Source organism: Sulfitobacter sp. F26204 (assembly GCF_026410305.1).
GTDB lineage: Bacteria > Pseudomonadota > Alphaproteobacteria > Rhodobacterales > Rhodobacteraceae > Sulfitobacter.
Map to the genome: position 1 here is coordinate 185,317 of NZ_JAPMLQ010000007.1, position 19,585 is coordinate 204,901.

The 19,585-nt window shown below is 57.0% G+C and carries 21 protein-coding genes; 17 read left to right on the top strand and 4 right to left on the bottom strand.

Going from position 1 to position 19,585, the window contains the following annotated elements:
* The first annotated feature begins 24 nt into the window (after nucleotides 1-24).
* A complete protein-coding gene (meaB, locus tag OS190_RS16185) occupies nucleotides 25-996 on the top strand; it encodes a methylmalonyl Co-A mutase-associated GTPase MeaB (RefSeq protein ID WP_267159760.1) in 972 nt (323 codons plus the stop codon).
* A gap of 130 nt (nucleotides 997-1,126) precedes the next feature.
* Here meaB and OS190_RS16190 read toward each other — a convergent pair whose 3' ends face one another.
* The 3 genes from OS190_RS16190 to fsa form a co-directional block, all read right to left on the bottom strand.
* Nucleotides 1,127-2,050 carry a tyrosine recombinase XerC gene (locus OS190_RS16190; RefSeq protein ID WP_267159860.1) on the bottom strand — a complete coding sequence of 308 codons (924 nt, stop codon included), beginning with the start codon at nucleotides 2,048-2,050 and terminating at the stop codon, nucleotides 1,127-1,129.
* Nucleotides 2,051-2,073: 23 nt separating this feature from the next.
* Nucleotides 2,074-2,781, bottom strand: a complete 708-nt coding sequence (locus OS190_RS16195; protein ID WP_267159761.1) for a DUF484 family protein — start codon at nucleotides 2,779-2,781, stop codon at nucleotides 2,074-2,076.
* 143 nt (nucleotides 2,782-2,924) lie between these two features.
* Nucleotides 2,925-3,578, bottom strand: coding sequence for a fructose-6-phosphate aldolase (fsa, locus tag OS190_RS16200; RefSeq protein ID WP_267159762.1), 654 nt, complete (start codon nucleotides 3,576-3,578; stop codon nucleotides 2,925-2,927).
* Nucleotides 3,579-3,675: 97 nt separating this feature from the next.
* On the opposite strand from fsa, the gene OS190_RS16205 reads away from it, so the two are divergent.
* From OS190_RS16205 to OS190_RS16220, 4 genes are all read left to right on the top strand, one after another.
* Nucleotides 3,676-5,871, top strand: a complete 2,196-nt coding sequence (locus OS190_RS16205; protein ID WP_267159763.1) for a primosomal protein N' — start codon at nucleotides 3,676-3,678, stop codon at nucleotides 5,869-5,871.
* A 255-nt stretch (nucleotides 5,872-6,126) separates the two neighbouring features.
* Complete coding sequence (locus OS190_RS16210) at nucleotides 6,127-7,359, top strand: MFS transporter (RefSeq protein WP_267159764.1); 1,233 nt, start codon at nucleotides 6,127-6,129, stop codon at nucleotides 7,357-7,359.
* A gap of 252 nt (nucleotides 7,360-7,611) precedes the next feature.
* Nucleotides 7,612-8,484, top strand: coding sequence for a 50S ribosomal protein L11 methyltransferase (locus tag OS190_RS16215; RefSeq protein WP_267159765.1), 873 nt, complete (start codon nucleotides 7,612-7,614; stop codon nucleotides 8,482-8,484).
* A gap of 113 nt (nucleotides 8,485-8,597) precedes the next feature.
* Entirely contained in the window at nucleotides 8,598-8,948 is a 351-nt protein-coding gene (locus OS190_RS16220; RefSeq protein WP_267159766.1) for a hypothetical protein, read from the top strand.
* 149 nt (nucleotides 8,949-9,097) lie between these two features.
* On the opposite strand, the gene OS190_RS16225 is transcribed toward OS190_RS16220, so the two are convergent.
* Nucleotides 9,098-9,307, bottom strand: coding sequence for a DUF1127 domain-containing protein (locus OS190_RS16225; RefSeq protein WP_267159767.1), 210 nt, complete (start codon nucleotides 9,305-9,307; stop codon nucleotides 9,098-9,100).
* Nucleotides 9,308-9,639: 332 nt separating this feature from the next.
* On the opposite strand from OS190_RS16225, the gene ruvC reads away from it, so the two are divergent.
* From ruvC to tilS, 12 genes are all read left to right on the top strand, one after another.
* Nucleotides 9,640-10,143 carry a crossover junction endodeoxyribonuclease RuvC gene (gene ruvC, locus OS190_RS16230; protein WP_267159768.1) on the top strand — a complete coding sequence of 168 codons (504 nt, stop codon included), beginning with the start codon at nucleotides 9,640-9,642 and terminating at the stop codon, nucleotides 10,141-10,143.
* On the top strand, nucleotides 10,140-10,799 hold the full coding sequence (gene ruvA / locus OS190_RS16235; protein ID WP_267159769.1) for a Holliday junction branch migration protein RuvA: 660 nt from the start codon (nucleotides 10,140-10,142) through the stop codon (nucleotides 10,797-10,799). The genes ruvC and ruvA overlap by 4 nt, the downstream gene beginning before the upstream one ends.
* A gap of 47 nt (nucleotides 10,800-10,846) precedes the next feature.
* Nucleotides 10,847-11,866 (top strand): Holliday junction branch migration DNA helicase RuvB, encoded by a 1,020-nt coding sequence (ruvB, locus tag OS190_RS16240; protein ID WP_267159770.1) that lies wholly within the window; start codon nucleotides 10,847-10,849, stop codon nucleotides 11,864-11,866.
* A gap of 33 nt (nucleotides 11,867-11,899) precedes the next feature.
* The gene (locus OS190_RS16245; RefSeq protein ID WP_267159771.1) at nucleotides 11,900-12,523 is read left to right on the top strand and encodes a hypothetical protein; all 624 of its coding nucleotides are present in this window, start codon (nucleotides 11,900-11,902) and stop codon (nucleotides 12,521-12,523) included.
* A complete protein-coding gene (locus OS190_RS16250; RefSeq protein ID WP_267159772.1) occupies nucleotides 12,520-12,918 on the top strand; it encodes a YbgC/FadM family acyl-CoA thioesterase in 399 nt (132 codons plus the stop codon). The genes OS190_RS16245 and OS190_RS16250 overlap by 4 nt, the downstream gene beginning before the upstream one ends.
* A 122-nt stretch (nucleotides 12,919-13,040) precedes the next feature.
* The gene (gene tolQ / locus OS190_RS16255) at nucleotides 13,041-13,736 is read left to right on the top strand and encodes a protein TolQ (RefSeq protein ID WP_267159773.1); all 696 of its coding nucleotides are present in this window, start codon (nucleotides 13,041-13,043) and stop codon (nucleotides 13,734-13,736) included.
* 3 nt (nucleotides 13,737-13,739) lie between these two features.
* Nucleotides 13,740-14,216 (top strand): protein TolR, encoded by a 477-nt coding sequence (tolR, locus tag OS190_RS16260; RefSeq protein ID WP_267159774.1) that lies wholly within the window; start codon nucleotides 13,740-13,742, stop codon nucleotides 14,214-14,216.
* Between the two features lie 3 nt (nucleotides 14,217-14,219).
* Complete coding sequence (gene tolA, locus OS190_RS16265; RefSeq protein WP_267159775.1) at nucleotides 14,220-15,311, top strand: cell envelope integrity protein TolA; 1,092 nt, start codon at nucleotides 14,220-14,222, stop codon at nucleotides 15,309-15,311.
* Nucleotides 15,312-15,438: 127 nt separating this feature from the next.
* Complete coding sequence (gene tolB / locus OS190_RS16270) at nucleotides 15,439-16,776, top strand: Tol-Pal system beta propeller repeat protein TolB (RefSeq protein ID WP_267159776.1); 1,338 nt, start codon at nucleotides 15,439-15,441, stop codon at nucleotides 16,774-16,776.
* Between the two features lie 87 nt (nucleotides 16,777-16,863).
* Entirely contained in the window at nucleotides 16,864-17,382 is a 519-nt protein-coding gene (gene pal / locus OS190_RS16275) for a peptidoglycan-associated lipoprotein Pal (protein ID WP_267159777.1), read from the top strand.
* Nucleotides 17,383-17,439: 57 nt separating this feature from the next.
* Entirely contained in the window at nucleotides 17,440-18,267 is an 828-nt protein-coding gene (ybgF, locus tag OS190_RS16280) for a tol-pal system protein YbgF (protein WP_267159778.1), read from the top strand.
* A 3-nt stretch (nucleotides 18,268-18,270) separates the two neighbouring features.
* Nucleotides 18,271-19,527, top strand: a complete 1,257-nt coding sequence (tilS, locus tag OS190_RS16285) for a tRNA lysidine(34) synthetase TilS (RefSeq protein WP_267159779.1) — start codon at nucleotides 18,271-18,273, stop codon at nucleotides 19,525-19,527.
* The last annotated feature ends 58 nt before the right edge of the window (nucleotides 19,528-19,585 follow it).

Here is a 19,585-nt window from a genome sequence, read left to right on the forward strand (position 1 = left end):
GCCACCTCCCGCAAAAGATGCCTTATGGATATTTCAGATTTAGCAAAGCGTGTCAGCGCAGGTGAACGGCGTGCCCTGGCGCGCGCCATCACTTTGATTGAATCAGGCCGTGGCGATCACCGGGTTCAAGCCGGGGCGCTTTTGGCTGCTTTGCCGCAGGACCGCCAAGCCTTGCGCATCGGTCTTTCCGGTACTCCCGGTGTCGGAAAATCTACATTTATCGAAAGCTTTGGCATGATGTTGATTGGCCAGGGGCTGCGGGTTGCGGTACTTGCGGTTGATCCGTCTTCGTCGCGGTCAGGAGGTTCAATTCTGGGGGACAAGACACGCATGGATTTGCTCAGCCGCGAGCCGGCGGCCTTTATTCGGCCCTCGCCGAGCCAGACGCATCTGGGAGGAGTGGCGCGAAGGACCCGCGAGGCCGTGCGCCTGTGCGAAGCCGCTGAGTTTGATGTTGTATTGATCGAAACCGTCGGTGTCGGGCAGTCAGAAACGGTTGTTGCGGAAATGTCCGATTTATTCCTGCTTTTGCTGGCACCCGCAGGCGGCGACGAACTGCAGGGTGTGAAACGCGGTATCATGGAAATGGCGGATATCATACTGGTGAACAAGGCGGATGGTGATCTGAAACCTGCGGCGCGGCGCACACAGGCCGATTATGCCGGGGCGTTGAAATTGTTGCGAAAGCGTCCGCAAGATCCTGACGGTTACCCCTGTGCAATGGCTGTCTCAGCCTTGCAAGAGGATGGTTTGGCGCAGGCCTGGGACAGCATGAAAGCACTGGTGGCCTGGCGTCGGGAAAACGGGTTCTGGGATCAGGCGCGGGCAACGCAGGCGCGATATTGGTTTGAAGAAGACGTCAAACAGCGGTTGCTGGCGCAGTTGCAGGGACCGGAGGCGCGCGCGGCATTGGCCCAGTTAAGCGATCAGGTTGCAGCGGGAGAGGTTGATCCCTCCGTCGCTGCGCAGGGTTTTGTCGAAGGATTAGGACGATAGCGTCAGGCGTGAAACGCTTGGGAAGTTACTGCGCGTTCACTTTCAGCTCATTCGACCTTTCGGCCGCCTTGTCCGTGTAAACCTCTGCTTCCCATTTGAAAGACAGGTATACGGCATTATTGAGAATGCGTTAACCTGCTTTGGGGTGCGCGCGATTGTAGACTTCCATCAATCGCGCCGTATCCACGGCCGTATAGGCCTGCGTGGTCGACAGCGATGCATGGCCCAGCAATTCCTGAATTGCACGCAAATCGCCGCCGGCATCCAGCAGATGTGTAGCAAAACTGTGGCGCATGGCATGTGGGGTTGCCGTTGCGGGCAGGCCCAGTTGCATCCGCGCATCAGCCATCACCTTGGCAATGCTGCGCGCGGATAAAGGCCCGCCTCTGATCGCCCTGAAAAGCGGTGCATCGGGCGTTTTGGGGTAGGGGCACAGGCGTGAGTAGTTTTCAACTGCCTCGCGTGCCGCCGGCAAGACCGGTACCATGCGTTCCTTGCCCCCCTTGCCGAAAATCCGCAAGGACTCAGGCAATGGAGCATCGCGTCCCGTCAGCGCAAGCGCCTCGGAAATGCGCAGCCCACATCCCCAGAGCAGGGTCAATACCGCGACATCACGCGCTGAAACCCAGGGCCGATCAGATTGGATTTCCACACAATCGATCAAAGCCTTGGCTGCATCGACCGCAAGAGGACGTGGCAATTTCTTTTGATACTTCGGTGCACGTGTCGATAAGACGGCGGTTGGTTCAAACCCTTCACGCGACGCAAGCCAACGGTAGAACGCTTTGACGGCCGACAGCTTTCGTGCCATTGAACGTGGGCCAACGTCAGGGCCGCGCGTGCGTGCCATCCATGCGCGCATGTCGGTGATCGTGATCTGTGCCAGCGCGGCCAACCCTTGGGATTCTGCCTTGAAGGCGGTGATGAAAGCGAGAAAATCCGCAACATCGCCCTGATAGGCGGTGATGGTGTTTTCCGCGGCGCCCTTCAGGCTGCGCTGGTGATTCAGCCACGTTTGCAATGCGTCACGTGCTGCAGGGCTGATCAGCCTGATGTCGTTGGCGTGTTCGGCGCGGCTCAAGACAACCAGCGGCGCATGGCGCGTTCGAAAACGCCGGTGAAAAATGTCAGCAAATCGGTACCCTGCTGCGGTCCGAACATATGCGGATCTTCGGCCCCGAGCACCAGGACCCCAGGCAGGCGACCCGCGCCAAAATCAAGTTTCAGACAGGCTTCCGATCGGATCCAGTCTGCCTTTTCGCCATAAATCTGTTCTGACCCGTCCTGAACACCGCGTAGGGTGACTTGTCGTGCGATGCCGCCACGACCGTTGGTCAAATAATCGTCGATAAAGCCCGGTTCTGCGACGCTCAGCACATCGCCCAGACGCTGCACCGCTGGATCATTGTCGTTCTGTACCGATTCAAGGACCAGTTTCACGGCATCAACGCGCAGTATGTCACCGACTTCACCACCCAGATTGCGCAGGAAGGGTTCAAATTCGACCGGATCAAGCATGCGCAGGATGGCGCGGTGGATCTGATTGGTACCGGCAAGGTTTTCGTAGGCAGCAGCAATCACGCTACGGTGGGTGTCTTCCAACCGGTCAAGCCGTGCTTCGAGCCGTTCCATGGCGATGCCACGCAAATCGACGATATTGCCGCCCATCGCTTTTTCATTGGCTGCGATCAACGCTTGCATGACATCGTTGTCATCCAGAATAACGTCGGGTTTGGAAATGATCGCCTCTCGCAAGGCGTCATCGATCTTGGGATTGCTACTCATATCAGTCTCGTGCTGTTTGCGGTCCTATAACATGGAGGCAGAGAGAAATCTGCCCCCAAGTTGTGCTATTGGCCACCTGTGGCTGATCGGTGTCAGCCTGCACCGACGCTCCAGCGGCTTTGGAAGGTGCCGGGTCTGTCGGATCAGAGGATGTTCTGGCCGGTCTTCGCCCAGTCTTTCATGAACTGGTCCAGACCTGCATTTGTCAAAGGATGGGTTGCCAGCTTCTTGATGACTTCAGGCGGCGCAGTCATCACGTCTGCGCCGATCAGCGCGCAATCGTGCACATGCGCGACCGAGCGGATCGAGGCGGCGAGAATGTTGGTTTCAAAACCATAATTGTCATAAATTGTACGGATGTCCTGGATCAGGTCCATACCATCAACATTTATGTCGTCCAGACGCCCGATGAATGGCGAGATAAAAGTCGCACCGGCTTTGGCAGCGAGCAAGGCCTGATTGGCGGAAAAGCACAGGGTGACGTTGACCATGCGGCCTTCGCCTGACAGGGTCTTGCAGGCCTTCAACCCGTCCCATGTCAGCGGCAGCTTGATGGCGATGTTATCGGCAATCTCGGCCAGTTTGCGACCTTCAGCGATCATCGCATCTGCTTCCATGGCGACGACTTCGGCACTGACGGGACCTTGGACAAGATCACAGATTTCCTTGGTGACTTCCATGATGTCGCGGCCGGATTTCAGGATCAAAGAAGGATTGGTCGTGACCCCATCGACCATGCCCAGATCATTGAGTTCGGCAATGGCGTCGATTTCGGCGGTATCTACGAAAAATTTCATGCGAGCTGTCCTTGCGGTTGAGAGGGGATGCGTTGATCTTGGGTCTAGCCTATGATTTGGCGACCTGAAACCCTCTTTTAGCGATGTGGACCCTTTGGTGGACAGCCCTGAATTCTTCGACCATGGCGATCTGATTGCTGTGTTGACAACACAGCCTCTGGGGCGTGCGCTGGATTACAAAGCACCCGAAGGCGGCTGCCATCTAGGCGCATTTGTCGAAGTGCCTCTTGGTCCTCGCAAGGTGTTGGGCGTGGTCTGGGGACCGGGGCAGGGCGATTATGATTATGCCAAGGTGCGTCACGTTATCCGTGTTTTGGACGCTGCACCGATGCGCCTTGAGTTGCGTTCGTTCCTGGAACGTGCAGCGGCTTATACGCTGACGCCGATGCCTGCGATGCTGCGTCTGGCGACAAGAGCGCCGGGGTTGGGTGACCCGCCTTCCATGCGAAAAATTTACCGGAGAGGGGATAAGCAACCGTCCAAAATGACGGATGCACGGCGGCGTGTGCTGGCGACTTTGGACGAATACGGTGATCTTTCCTTTACGTTAAAGGAACTCGCCGAGATGTCGGGCGTGACCGCATCGGTGATCAAGGGATTGGTCACTCAGGACACAGTGTTTGAAGAAGACAGCCCGCGCGATCTGCCGTTTATGCCTATGGATGCAGGCCGCCCCAGCAAATCTCTGACAGAGGATCAAGCTGCCGCTTCTGCCGCACTTGCCCAAGGCGTGCGTGCAGGGAGATATGGCACGACGCTGCTGCGCGGGGTCACAGGATCTGGCAAGACCGAAGTATATCTTGAAGCTGTGGCTGCTGCATTGAAAACAGGACGGCAGGCGTTGGTCTTGTTACCGGAAATCGCGCTGACGGAACAGTTCCTGACCCGTGTTCAGGAAAGGTTCGGGGCAAAACCTGCCGAATGGCATTCTGGTGCAACCATGACCGAGCGGCGGCGTATCTGGCGGATGGTCGGTCAAGGGCAGTGCCAATTGGTGATCGGGGCGCGTTCGGCACTGTTTCTTCCTTTTCAGAACCTTGGTCTCATCGTCGTCGATGAAGAACACGACACCTCTTACAAGCAGGAAGAAGGGGTCCTTTACAATGCACGTGACATGGCAGTGCTGCGCGCAGCGATTTGTGGGGCGCAGGTGGTGCTGGCCTCTGCTACGCCGTCATTGGAAAGTTGGGCAAATGTCGAAGCCGGCAAATACAATCGGCTTGAACTGACCTCCCGTTTTGGTCCGGCAGTGATGCCGACGATGGGGGCGATTGACATGCGCAGCGAAGGCCTGCCAAGTGATCGTTGGGTTTCACCTTCCTTACAGGGAGAGGTCAACAAGCGTCTGGAAAAAGGTGAACAGGCGATGTTGTTCATCAACCGCCGTGGCTATGCACCGGTCACCCTGTGTCGGGCGTGCGGGCATCAGATCGGTTGCGACGATTGTGATGCCCGTATGGTCGAGCACCGCTTTCTGAAACGATTGGTCTGTCACCAATGTGGTGAAAGCAAACCGATGCCCGACGCCTGCCCAAGCTGTGAGGCGGTGGGCAAACTTGCACCTGTCGGACCGGGGGTTGAGCGGCTCGGAGAAGAAGCGGCAGCAATCTGGCCAGAGGCGCGCATTGCGACCTTGAGTTCGGATATGTACGGTTCTGCACGTGCTCTCAAAGCCGAGATCGCCGGCATCGCTGACGGGGCGGCTGACATTGTTATCGGCACACAATTGGTGGCCAAGGGGCATAACTTTCCCAATCTGACCCTTGTTGGCGTCATTGATGCGGACCTTGGATTGATGGGATCCGATCTGCGGGCAGCGGAACGGACGTTTCAGCTGATGCGTCAGGTTGCCGGGCGTGCAGGCCGTGTCGAGGCACCGGGCATGGCGTTACTTCAAACTTATCAGCCGGAACACCCCGTCATTCGCGCGATCCTGGCCGGCGACGAAGAAAAGTTTTGGGCGGCAGAGGCGGCGGAGCGACGACAGGCAGGAGTTCCCCCCTACGGGCGTATGGCAGGGATAATTCTGTCAGGTTCGGATGCGGCCGCAGCTTTCGATGCAGGCAACCTGCTGGCCCGTCAGGATGGTGCCCTGCGCCGCATCGGTGCGCAGGTGTTCGGGCCGGCACCGGCCCCAATCGCACGCGTTCGGGGGCGGCATCGCGTGCGCCTGCTGGTAAAAGCCGAAAAATCCGCGCCGTTGCAGGACGCCTTGGCAGACTGGGTCGGACAGTTGCGTTTGAAGGGCGATCTGCGCCTGGCAGTCGATATCGATCCTCAGAGTTTCTATTGACGGTGTAGCAACATCCTGAATCTGGTGCTTCCTAACTGTAAAAACCGTTAGTTGTGCTTGCCTTCAAACATGGACAGGTAACGACATCCCGCCGTCGGCGCGCAAGGGAGACAAAGCCAGTAAATGGTGGCGGATTCACGAGCAGGCAAAAGGCGGCATCTGTTGTGCTACAAGGGCGCGCACGACATTTGAAAGCGTTCTGCATGGGGTGTTTTCCATATCGTCTTTTTTGTGGGACAGGCGTAAGGGTGACGAATGGCTCAATACATCTCCCTTGAAGAGGCCAAAGCCCTACCGTTTTGGCGTCGACCGGTTTCGCTGTTATTCTTGCTGGCATTGGCGATGCCGATTGCGTTCAATACCTGGGCTGCCTTGTTGAACAATTTTGTTGTTGAGGTTGCGGGGTTTGACGGCGCAGACATCGGTCTGTTGCATACGGTTCGCGAGATACCCGGCTTTCTGGCTGTAGGCGTAATTGCGATCATCGTTTTTGTGAGAGAACAGGTGCTGGGGCTGGTGTCCTTGATCCTGCTGGGGGTTGCGACAGCCTTTACCGCTTGGTTCCCGTCTCTGGCCGGGATTTTGACGCTGACGATGCTGAGTTCTATCGGGTTTCACTATTTTGAAACGGTGAACCAATCCTTGCAGTTGCAATGGCTCAAGATCGAGGATGCACCGCGAATGCTGGGCTGGTTGCTGGCTGCTGGCTCTTTTGCCACGCTCCTTGCCTATCTTGCAATCATGGCGCTGTGGGAAACCTTCAATCTGTCCTACAATAGCGTCTATATGATCGGGGGCGGCGTGACCGTCATGATCGCGGTCTTTGCAATGCTGGCCTATCCTCAGTTTGAATCTCCGACGCCGCAACACAAGACCATGATTCTGCGCAAGCGGTACTGGTTGTATTATGCGCTACAATTCATGGGCGGTGCACGCCGCCAGATTTTCATGGTCTTTGCCGGTTTCATGATGGTGGAACGGTTCGGCTTTGAAGTGCACGAAATCACTACGCTTTATTTAATCAATTTGGTGGTGAACATCTTGTTTGCACCACTTCTTGGGCGGGCTGTTGGATATTTTGGCGAACGACGTACCTTGGGATTTGAATATATTGGACTGGTATTGGTCTTTCTCAGTTATGGCGGTGTCTATTTTCTGGGTTGGGGCGTCATAGTGGCTGCCACCCTGTATGTGCTGGACCATATGTTTTTTGCACTGGCAATGGCACAAAAAACCTATTTTCAGAAAATTGCGGATCCTGCTGACATCGCGCCTACGGCTGCTGTTGCCTTTACCATCAACCACATCGCAGCGGTGTTTTTGCCGGTTGTGTTAGGTTTGCTCTGGCTGGTGTCCCCTGCTGCCGTGTTCTTTCTGGCGGCGGCGATGGCAGCGGTTTCTTTTGGCTTGGCAATGCTTGTCCCTCGGCATCCGACGCCGGGAAATGAAACCGTTTTCAGCAATGGTATCCCACAGGTTGCGGTATAGCATGCGACAGGGAGCCGGCCGCACCAGCCCTTTCAGTGGGGAGGTCTGCCTAATTGGTGATGATGATTTCCCTGTTGGTGGATAGGACAATCCTGTTTTGCGGTCACGGCAACGGGTTGTAACTCTTCATACCGGTCCTTCGATCTTGTGAAATGCTTGCAAATTGCGGGAGCTGGCCGGGTCAGGTGACATCACCCTTGACCCCGAATACACACAGGCCTACGCGAAACCTGACCAACACCGGAGATGAGAATGGCGACCTTCACCGCTTTGACGACACTGACAGGACGTGACGCTGCCTATGCGCTGGGCGAAGCGATGGAACGGCTGGAACCGGAACCGACCGGCGTAGGCGTCTTTGAGATGGAGGACGGATCAGGTTTGTGGGAAGTCGGTGCCTATTTCGAAGCGCTACCCGATGATACAGCACTTGCCGTATTGGCGGTGGCGATGAAGGCAAAACCATTTGTCGTTTCAGAACTTCCCGACACCGATTGGGTCGCCCATGTGCGTCGTGAACTGGCTCCTGTCGAGGCCGGTCGCTTTTTTGTATATGGCTCTCATGATGCGGATAAAGTGCCGGTTGATTGTGAGCCTTTGCTGATCGAAGCTGCGATGGCATTTGGAACGGGACACCATGGTACCACCCTGGGCTGCCTGCGAGCGCTGGACCGCCTGGCGAACGATGGGTTTGTCGGTAGGCGTGTGATTGACGTGGGGTGCGGCACGGCGGTGCTTGCCATGGCAGCGGCACGAATTTGGCCCGAGATGGTGCTGGCCAGCGACATTGACGAGGTTGCGGTAGAGGTCGCGCAGGCCAATGTTGTGGCCAACGGGCTCACCGACCGTGTTACCTGTGTCGAAGCTGCGGGCTTTGACCATCCCGTTCTCGCGGCGGCTGCGCCTTTTGATCTGGTATTTGCAAATATCCTGAAGGGGCCGCTGATCGCGCTCGCGCCCGATATGGCGTCGGCAATGCAACCGGGGGGCTATGCGATTCTATCCGGTATCCTTAACGAACAGGCGGATGAAGTGATCGCGGTTTATGCGCAATCCGGCATCAATCTTATCCATAGTCAAAGCATTGTTGACTGGACCACTCTCACCCTTCAAAAAAAGACCTAAATTCATGGGGTTTTACGGTTTAATCTGGGCACTTGCCCAGATTTTGCCACATTTCGTGGTTAGTATATCGTTAACAGCGGTGGGGGCCGATTGTTAGATGAAAGACCACTGTCATGGTTGAGACCCACGATCATTTTGTAAACCGCCTGAACACGCTTGGGCGCAAGCATAAAAAAATGACGCATGGATATTCTACGAAGATCGGCAAGGATGGGTTGATCGTCGTCAAGGCCAAGCGCCGCCGCATGGGAGGCGGTGTTGCGATCAAATTCGTGCTGCTGCTTGCCATCGGATTTTTCGGGTTCAAGATTTTCGCGCTTTCCGCTGTTGGCCCCGTGACCTACAACGAACGGCTGTCCAAATTGGAAAACGGTACTGTGATTGAAAAGGTCGGGGCCAGGGCGCTTGCAATTGACCCCGTCACCCAATCGGTTGCCGGATCTGTCGGAACGGTAATGCGCTAGAAATTTCGTCCGATTGCCGGACATGACGAACAACTGCTATCTCCAAGGCATGAAAAAGCCGCGCTTTCTGAGGGTCAGAGCGCGGCTTTTTTAATTTGTCGACATCCCCGAAAGGCGGGCGGTGCAGGGGGCCGGACTATCCGTCGTGTTTAGCGGAAGAACTCTGGCTGCGCGACCGCGTCGATGTCCCCACGTACCAGACCGATATCATCCAGTTCGCGATCAGACAAAGCGGCCAGTGCTGCGCGCGTGACGCGCGCGTCGTTCCATGCAACGACAGCGGCGAGGCTGCGAGAGAAGAAGGAAGAAACGGCTGAAGCTGAGCCGTATGCTGTGCGGGTTGTGTCAAAAGCTGCCATTTGAGCCGTCCTTATACATATTTGTTATGCCGATTTCCTCGGCGGTATGAGGGCCAGATAGGCAGAATGGATTCGCTTCGCAATGGCAATAAGCGCATGCGTGATCTGCGTTTTCTGCATAGGTCGGGAAGGCAGATAAAACACCGGAAATTAAGGCAAAATTGTGTTCCGGACGGGCAGTTCCAGAGCCTTTGGATGGGCAAAAGCGGGCCTGTGATCCGTTTGCGACGCAACGCAGGTCGCAATCGAACTTCTGCACAAATGCTTGGCGGATGTTCGCGTTTCGTGCTAGTGCACCAAAAAAGCAACAATTTTTCTGAGGGCAGGACCAAATGCGGATAATCGGCATTGATCCGGGGTTACGTAACCTCGGCTGGGGCGTAATCGACGTGACGGGCAATCGAATCTCTCATGTGGCAAACGGGGTGTGTCATTCCCAGGGCAACGATCTGGCGCAAAGGTTGTTGTCCCTCCACTTGCAATTGACCGAGGTCTTCACTGTCCATCGGCCATTGTCGGCGGCAATTGAACAGACCTTTGTCAACAAGGACGGTGCAGGTACATTGAAGCTGGGTCAGGCGCGGGGCATCGCGATGCTGGTTCCGGCACAGGCCGGACTGCCGGTCGGGGAATATGCGCCCAACAAGGTCAAGAAAACGGTCGTGGGCGTGGGGCATGCGGACAAGGGACAGGTGGCCCATATGGTCAAGGTGCAATTGCCCGGTGTGGTCCTGCACGGGCCGGATGCGACCGACGCCCTGGCGATTGCAATCTGTCATGCGCATCACGGCGGAGCCAGCTCCCTGGCGGCGGCTGTGGCGAGGGCCACTGCATGATTGGCAAGATCACCGGTCGTATAGAATACCGCGCCGCCGACCACGTTCTGATTGATGTGCGCGGTGTGGGCTATCTGGTTTATTGTTCTGATCGCACCCTCGCTGGTTTGCCCGGAACCGGTGAGGCAGCGGCGCTCTATACAGATTTGCTGGTGCGCGAGGATGTCCTGCAATTGTTTGGATTTCAGACGCTGGTAGAGAAGGAATGGCATCGCCTGCTGACCTCGGTACAGGGGATCGGCGCCAAGGCTTCTTTGGCGATCCTCGGGGCACTTGGGCCGGACGGGGTGAGCCGTGCTATTGCCCTGGGGGATTGGAATGCGGTGAAGGCCGCCAAAGGGGTTGGACCCAAGATTGCCCAGCGGGTTGTGCTTGACCTGAAAGACAAGGCACCCGGCGTGATGGCAATGTCAGGGACTCTGGCCGATGCACAGGGTGGCGTGGAAGCCGAAGTTATCGAACAGAGTACCAGGGCCAAAAAAGCAACGCCGTCAAACCCGTCTGCGCAGGCAGAGGCGCTGTCGGCGCTGGCCAATCTTGGATATGCTCCCGGTGATGCAGCAGGTGCTGTCGCCGAGGCTGCAGGCAACATGCCGGATGCACAAACGCCGGATCTGATCCGCGCGGCGTTGAAACTACTTGCCCCCAAAGGCTAGGGTGATGCAACAGGCCGGGACGGGCCTGACGCACGTAAAGGATGACTGTGACCGAGATTGATCCCACCGTAAGGCCTGAAATGTTGCCAGAAGATTTTGACCGTGCCCTGCGTCCGCAGATGTTGTCGGAATTCGTTGGGCAGGCCGAGGCACGGTCGAATCTGGCCGTGTTCATACAGTCTGCCAAACAGCGTGAGGAAGCGATGGATCATACCTTGTTCCATGGCCCACCCGGGCTGGGCAAGACCACCCTCGCACAGATCATTTCGCGTGAATTGGGGGTCGGGTTTCGCATGACCTCGGGGCCGGTTCTGGCCAAGGCCGGTGACCTTGCTGCGATTCTGACCAATCTGGAAGCGCGCGACGTGTTGTTTATTGATGAAATCCACCGATTGAATCCTGCTGTCGAAGAGGTGCTCTATCCCGCGCTGGAGGACTTTGAACTGGATCTGGTGATCGGTGAGGGACCTGCCGCACGCACGGTGCGCATAGAATTGCAGCCCTTCACTCTGGTCGGTGCGACAACACGTATGGGTCTGTTGACGACGCCGTTGCGGGACCGATTTGGCATTCCCACAAGGCTGCAATTCTATACCGAGGATGAATTGTTCATTATTGTGGACCGCAATGCACGGAAACTGGGCGCACCTGCTGACGAGGGCGGGGCGCGCGAGATCGCAAAACGGGCAAGAGGCACGCCGAGGATTGCAGGGCGATTGTTGCGCCGTGTAGTGGATTTTGCTGTTGTGGAGGGGAACGGACGGGTCACGCAAGAGCTTGCTGATATGGCGCTGACACGCCTGGGAGTTGATCATCTGGGGCTGGACGGGGCCGACCGGCGCTATTTACGGCTGATCGCAGAAAATTACCAGGGCGGCCCGGTGGGAATCGAAACCATGTCAGCGGCATTGAGCGAGAGTCGCGATGCCTTGGAAGAAGTCATTGAACCGTTTCTGTTGCAGCAAGGATTGATCCAGCGCTCGCCGCGCGGGCGCATGCTGGCGCAAAAGGCCTGGACCCATCTGGGATTGGTTGCGCCTAAGTCGCAGAGTGATTTGTTCGGATGAACCGGTGGATATGAGTTTAAAGGCAAGATGAAGATGGACGTTGCACAGGTCGAGGGTTTGTTTACCCGGAGTGATGGCAGTTTCGCATTTGCACGCTGGGGGCGGCCCATATGCCCTGTGGTTTTTGGTGTGGAGGATGCGACCCTGGCGGTGGTGAAGGCCGCGATTTCCGCAACCTGCGAACTGGCCGGGCATGAGATGGGCGACATGGATGCGGAATTGGGATCAAACCTGATGATGTTCTTTTTCAGCAACTGGGCAGAGCTGATGGAGGTTCCGGGTCTGGAGAAGCTGGTGCCTGATCTTGCCTCACAGGTGGCGCGGCTGGAAGCGGGTGATGCCAACCAGTACCGGTTTTTCCGTTTCGACGATCGCGGAGCGATCAAGGCTTGCTTTATTTTCCTGTGCATGGATCGTCATTTGCGCGAGGTGCCGGCCCAGACCTTGGTGTTGAGCCAGATTGCCCAGGCGATGCTGTTGTGGTCCGACAGCGCCTTTCAAGATCGCTCCCCCTTGATGATGGTTAAAGAGGCAACGGTGCTGCACCCTGACATCGCGGCGCTGATCCGAGCAGCCTATGATCCTGTCCTGCCTGTTGCCGCAGGAGATGCCTCTCATGCCTTGCGTCTTGCGGCGCGTATCGAGGTGGCGCAATGAGCCATTCCTTCGCCCTGCGCATCTTTTACGAAGACACGGATATGGCGGGCATTGTCTATTACGCCAACTACCTCAAATATATCGAAAGGGCGCGCTCTGATATTGTCGAACAGATGGGGGTAGACCAGCGGGCGATGCGAGAGGAGAACCTGGTGTTTGTTGTCACCAGGGTCGAGGCGGATTACCTGGGCGTTGCCCGTTTTGGAGACCGCCTCGAGGTGCGAACCACCCATCATGCCAAGGGGGCGGTGCGCTGGATGTTTGATCAGGAAGTACTGCGCGAAGGGGATGTGATTTTTCGCGCCAAGGTCACAGCAGTTTGCATGAACACCGATGGCAAACCGGTGCGTTTGCCAGCAAAACTCCGCTCACTACTGCAGGATCCGGCGGGTTAACGCCATTCCGCTGGCTTTCGGACTTGTACTCCGCTAGATTCTCCCCAAATGAGCCTCGAAAACGAGGCCTTGAGGCAGTCAGCCGCATAGAGCGGCACAATAGTAGAAATAGAGCGGATATCATGGAAGCAGAGACGCTGGCATTGGCGCAGGAGATTGACTTCTCCATGTGGGGGCTGTTTGCGCGGGCAACATTTGCGGTCAAACTGGTGATGATCGTCTTGATCATTGCTTCGTTCTGGTCCTGGTCGATCATCATTCAGAAGTCGATCCAGTATCGCGCGGCACGCGCAGGTGCAGACGGATTTGACAAGGCTTTCTGGTCGGGGGAGCCCCTGGACGGCTTGTTTGACCAGATAGGCAGTGATCCGGACGGCGCCGCCGAAAAGGTGTTTGCTGCGGGGATGACAGAGTGGCGACGCTCGCATCGGGACGATGGCGGATTGATACCCGGGGCGACGGCGCGGATTGATCGCAGCATGGATGTGGCGATTGCCAAGGAAAGCGACCGTTTGCAAAAGGGTCTCACCGTGCTGGCCACGGTCGGATCATCGGCCCCGTTTATCGGTCTGTTCGGCACGGTGATGGGGATCATGAACGCCTTTATCGAGATTGCGGAACAGCAGAATACCAATCTCGCCGTCGTGGCTCCCGGCATCGCCGAGGCGTTGTTGGCCACGGGTCTGGGATTGCTGGCGGCGATACCTGCGGTGATTTTTTATAACAAGCTGAACGCGGACAGTGAGCGGATCATCGGCAATCACGAAGCCTTTGCAGATGAATTTGCGACCATCCTCAGCCGCCAAGTGGACGCCTGAACCATGGGGGCGGGCGCGATCAAGAAACAGAGCGGCGGGCGCGGAAGACGCAGAAGCCGTGCGCAGCCGATGGCGGAAATCAACGTCACGCCCTTTGTGGACGTCATGCTGGTGTTGTTGATCATTTTCATGGTTGCAGCACCTTTGTTGACGGTCGGTGTTCCGGTTGAATTGCCCAAATCGGCGGCAGGTGCTTTGCCGACCGAACAGGAGGAACCGCTGACCGTGACAGTTACTGCAGCGGGTGAGGTGCAGATCCAGACCACTACTGTCGAACGTGGCCAGCTTGTCACACGATTGCGCGGAATCGCAGCCGAGCGGGCGAGCGACCGGGTATTCCTGCGTGCGGATGGCGCGGTGCCCTATAGTGCCGTCATGGAAGTCATGGGCGCATTGAACGCCGGTGGCTTTTCCAACATAGGTCTTGTCACTGACATCGGCGGGCCTGCGCTGGACGGCAGCGACACATCGGGGAACTGATCCTTGCACACCGGTCAATATATTTCTGGCGCGGGGCATCTGGGGTTGATTGCCTGGTTGCTGTTGGGCGGGTTTTTTGCGCGCGATCCCGAACCATTCGAAATGACAGAAGTATCGGTGATCTCTGGTGCGGATTTTGATGCGATGATCGCGGCAAGACAATCTCCGCAGTCGGTCACGGAAGTGGCGCAACCTGCAGCGCCTGAGACAAGCACAGATCAGCCGGAAATCAGTAGCGCGCCTGATCAGGTGATCGAACAGCCGGCACCGGTGCAGACAGACAGCCCACCAGAGGACAGAACGCCAGAGGTCGCAGAGGAGGCGCCACAGGTCGAGGAACCGCCACAGGATTTGTCCGAACCGGTTGGTGACATCGCCGTATTGGTGCCACAAACCGCTCCCGAAGCAGCGCCGCGTCCGGTGGAACGTGTTGCACCGGAACCCGTGGCACAGCCTGATCCCGAAGCGACAGCAGACCCTCAAGAACAGGAAGCCGTGGCACCGGATGCGGCGGGTGAAACACCAGAGCAGGAAAGCCAGGAGGCGACGGCACCAGAAGAAGCGGTGGCAGAAATCGTGACAGAAGCAACCTCCGCCCCTGCGGCGTCAACCCGTCCACCGGGCAGGAGGCCTGCGGCACCGGTCGTACAGGCAGCGCAGCCCTCCCAGACGCCCAGCGAAAACCCCGCGACGCCTGCTGCTGATGCTGTGGACAACAATGATGTCCTGGCCGCTCTTGCCGCTGCCCAGGAACCGGTTGCACCGCCAAGCGGCCCGCCCCTGTCCAGCGGTGAAAAGGACGCCCTACGCGCCCAGATCGCAAAATGCTGGAATATTGGATCGCTCTCGACCGAGGCGCTGGGCACGATCGTTGTCATAGCGGTCAAGATGAACCAGAACGGGACGCCGGTCACTGAAAGCATACGAAAAATCAGCTCATCGGGGGGATCGGATGCTTCGGCAAAACGCGTCTATGACAGTGCGCGCCGGGCTATCATCCTGTGCGGGTCAAAAGGGTACAACCTTCCGCAAGGCAAATTCAGCCAATGGCAGAATATCGAAATGACCTTTGATCCCAGCAAAATGGGATTTTGACGATGGTGTTTCACATACAAGGTGGCGTGCATGATGAAGGGGCGATCCGGGTAAAAATTCCCCTGCGCAAGCCAGTCGAGACACGCCACACATATGCCACGTACATTCCCGAAAGGATGCACATCTGATGCAACAATTGTTATTGAGCCTTTTCCTGTCCCTTGGCCTGATCCTCACCGGTGCCTCTCCGAATTCAAGCGTTGCACAGGCACAAGAGCCGCTGCGCATCATTATTGATGAGGCGATCATCGAACCCTTGCCCGTAGCTGTGCCGGCCTTTCAGGCAGAAAGCCCGGAAGCAGGGAAAATGGCTGTTGATCTGGCGCGCGTGGTCGCGGCGGATCTGACCGGCACCGGGCTATTTCGTGAAATCCCGTCCTCGGCTTACATTTCAACCATCAGTGATTTCAATGCCAGCGTCCAATTTGCCGACTGGAAGGCGATCAACGCGCAGGCACTGGTCACAGGGGCGGTGAACGTACAAGGCAATACGCTTAATGTGAAGTTCCGCCTGTATGATGTGTTTTCCGGTGCGGAACTGGGCAGTGGTTTGCAATTTTCGGGCACGGTCGATGGCTGGCGCCGTATGGCGCACAAGGTATCGGATGCAGTTTATGCCCGCATCACCGGCGAAGGCCCCTATTTTGACAGCCGTGTAGTTTACGTTTCCGAAACCGGTCCAAAGGACGATCGCAAGAAGCGGCTCGCGATTATGGATTATGACGGGGCCAACGTCCAATACCTTACCGATTCTGGTGCGATTGTGCTGGCGCCGCGTTTCTCCCCGACGGGTGACCGGGTGCTCTATACCGGATACGAAAGCGGATTTCCGCGCATCTATGTGCTTGATATCGGATCGGTTCAGCGCCGCGTTCTGGAAAGCGCGGAAGGCACGATGAGCTTTGCGCCGCGGTTCTCGCCTTCGGGGCAGACAGTAGTGTATTCGCTTTCGCAAGGCGGCAACACCGACATTTACTCAATGGACATCAACTCTGGTCAATCGGTACGATTGACCAATACGCCAGCGATTGAAACAGCGCCCAGCTATTCACCCGACGGCAGCCGGATCGTGTTTGAAAGCGATCGGTCAGGCACCCAACAACTTTACGTTATGCCGGCGACGGGTGGCGAAGCGCAGCGAATTTCCTTCGGTGAGGGGCGATATGGTACCCCGGTCTGGTCACCGCGTGGGGATTTGGTTGCTTTTACAAAGCAGAATAAAGGGCGGTTTCACATCGGCGTGATGCGTCTGGACGGATCACAGGAACGGTTGCTGACGGCATCTTTTCTGGATGAAGGACCGACATGGGCACCGAACGGACGCGTGATCATGTTCGCACGCGAAACCCAAGGCGAGGCTGGTTCCTCCACTTTGTATTCCGTGGATATTTCGGGCCGCAATCTGCGCCCTGTCAGCACGCCTTCGGGTGGCTCCGATCCGTCGTGGTCACCCTTGCAGAAGTGATAACACTCAAGGATGATGGCCGTAGAATTCCCTCTCGACCATACTTATGGTAAATTTAGAAAAACAAAGAGACGAGGCAGACCCAAGATGAAGCGATTTTTGACCTATAGCTTGCTGATTGCAGCACTCGGCCTGACAGCCTGTACAAACCCGGATCGTTTTGGTTCGGACAGTCTTGATGCAGGCACGAACACCGGCACAACAGGAGGGATCATTCCCGGCAGCGCGAATGATCCTGCATCGACGGCCTATTTCCAGCAAGCGGTCGGGGACCGGGTGCTGTTTGAGGTCGACCAATCGACACTGACCAACCAGGGACGTACGACACTGGATGGGCAGGCGTCGTGGCTTTTGACCAACACCGATTATCAAGCTGTCATAGAAGGCCATGCCGATGAACAAGGGACACGTCAATATAACCTTGCACTTGGCGCGCGCCGTGCCAATGCGGCACAGGAGTATCTGATCTCCAAAGGTGTTCCTGCATCGCGTCTGAAGGTTGTGAGCTATGGCAAGGAGCGGCCGATCGAAATTTGCTCGAACGAAGCCTGCTATGCCAAAAACCGTCGCGCTGTGACTGTTCTTGCCGGTGGCCTCACGAGTTAACCGCTGCAACCCTGGCCAGATGTTTCCAAGATGATCAAACGAAGGACAACCATACCCATGAGATTGCGTTTTTTCGCGACACTTGTACTGGCGATAATGGTGAGCCCCGTATCGCTGATGGCGCAGGATGCCCAGACTCTGGCGGATGTACGTCAGGAATTGACCATTCTGTACACCGAAGTTCAAAAGCTGCGGCGCGAATTGTCGACCTCCGGCAGCGGAGGTGTGAACACTTCGGGCAATTCCGTGCTTGAACGGGTGGGTACGATGGAAAGTGAACTCCAACGTCTGACAGCCAAGACCGAAGAATTGGAAAACCGGATCAACCGTATTGTTGCGGATGGTACTGCCCGCATCGGCGACCTGGAATTCCGTCTTGTGGAACTTGAGGGCGGCGACATCTCGACATTAGGGGAAACCACCACATTGGGTGGCGCGGACCAGACAAGCACCGCGGCACCCTTGACCAAACCGGCGACGCCATCCCAAACCGCCTCACTCGCGGTTGGAGAAGAGGCAGACTTCAAGCGGGCGCAGGAGGCGCTCGCATCCGGTGACTTTCGCGCCGCCGCTGACTTCTTTGCGACCTTCAATCAGACCTATCCGGGTGGCCCATTAGCAGCAGAAGCTGACCTGCGACGCGGCGAGGCACTGGAAAAGCTGGGTGACGTGCGCGAAGCGGCACGCGCTTACCTTGCCAGTTTCAGCGCAGATCCTGAAGGGGCCATCGCACCGAACGCCCTGTATGAACTGGGGCGCACATTGGGTGTGTTGGGACAAACCCAGGAGGCCTGCGTAACATTGAATGAAGTTGATCTACGCTTTCCGGGTAATCCGGCGGCGGAACAAGCGCTGAACCAGCGAAGAAACATCGGCTGTTCTTGAAACATGCCGGAAACCCTGGCCAAATTGTTGTCAGAGGCGTTCCTACCTCATCCGCCCAGGCTGCTGGGGGTTGCCGTTTCAGGGGGCAGCGATTCCATGGCGCTGCTGAAGCTGCTTCAAGCCTTCTGTAAAACCGAAAGCATCAGCTTGCGTGCTGTGACTGTCGATCACGGTCTGCGCCCCGAAGCCGCAGATGAGGCGGCTTTTGTGTCGCGGTATTGCGCCAGCATCGGTGTGCCGCACGATACCTTGGTCTGGGGCAAATGGGCCGGTGCGGGCAATCTGCAAAATTCAGCACGTCTTGCACGCTATGAACATATGGCAGATTGGGCCAAACGGCACGGAATCACGACAATCGCTACGGGGCATACTGTAGATGATCAGGCCGAAACGGTCTTGATGCGGCTTGCGCGCCGCTCCGGTGTGGACGGGCTGTCAGCGATCCAGCACCGTGTTTTGCGCCATGGGGTCACCTGGGTGAGACCCCTGCTAAAGGCGCGACGGGAAATACTGCGCGCATACCTCAGGGAAGGCGCTGTGCGCTGGATCAATGACCCAAGCAATGAAAACGAGGTGTTTGACCGCATCAAGGCGCGCAAAGTACTGGAACTCCTGAACCCTCTGGGCATTGATGCCGAAGCATTGGGCGAAGTCGCCGAAAACATGGCAGAAGCACGAAAATCGCTGGAGTGGCAGACTTTTCTGGCGGCCAAACATGTGGTGTCAGTACAGGCAGGTGCTGTTGTGTTGGCCGAAGTCGGCTTCAGGCTACAACCGGCCGAGATCCGGCGACGTTTGATGATCAAGGCGATCAATTGGATCACGGGCCGTGTCTACGCGCCGCGCCGCGGGGCCTTGGCCAATGTTTTTACTGCGCTGGAGACTGGACAGGCTGCGACGGTAGGCGGCTGTCACATTCGACGCATTGGCGGGCGGATCTGGATTTTCCGCGAATATAACGCAGTGCGAGACCTTGAAGCCGCAACAAATGAACTTTGGGATGACCGCTGGAAGCTGTCGCTTGTCCTGCCGGACGAGATGGATGACCACCTCAAAGTGCGTGCACTTGGGGCAAGCGGCCTCAAACAATGTTCTGACTGGCGGATCACGGGCAGGCCCTATGTGGTTTTGCAATCTACACCAGCCGTGTGGCGTGGTGAAATTTTGGTGGCGGCACCACTGGCAGGCTGTGCAAAAATCTGGCATGCGGAGCTGGACGAAACGCCCGATGACTTCTTCGCGACACTATTATCGCATTGAACCTGAGCGTTTCCTGTCTATCTTGTAGTGCAAGCGGTGCACGTCATGTGTTCCAGAT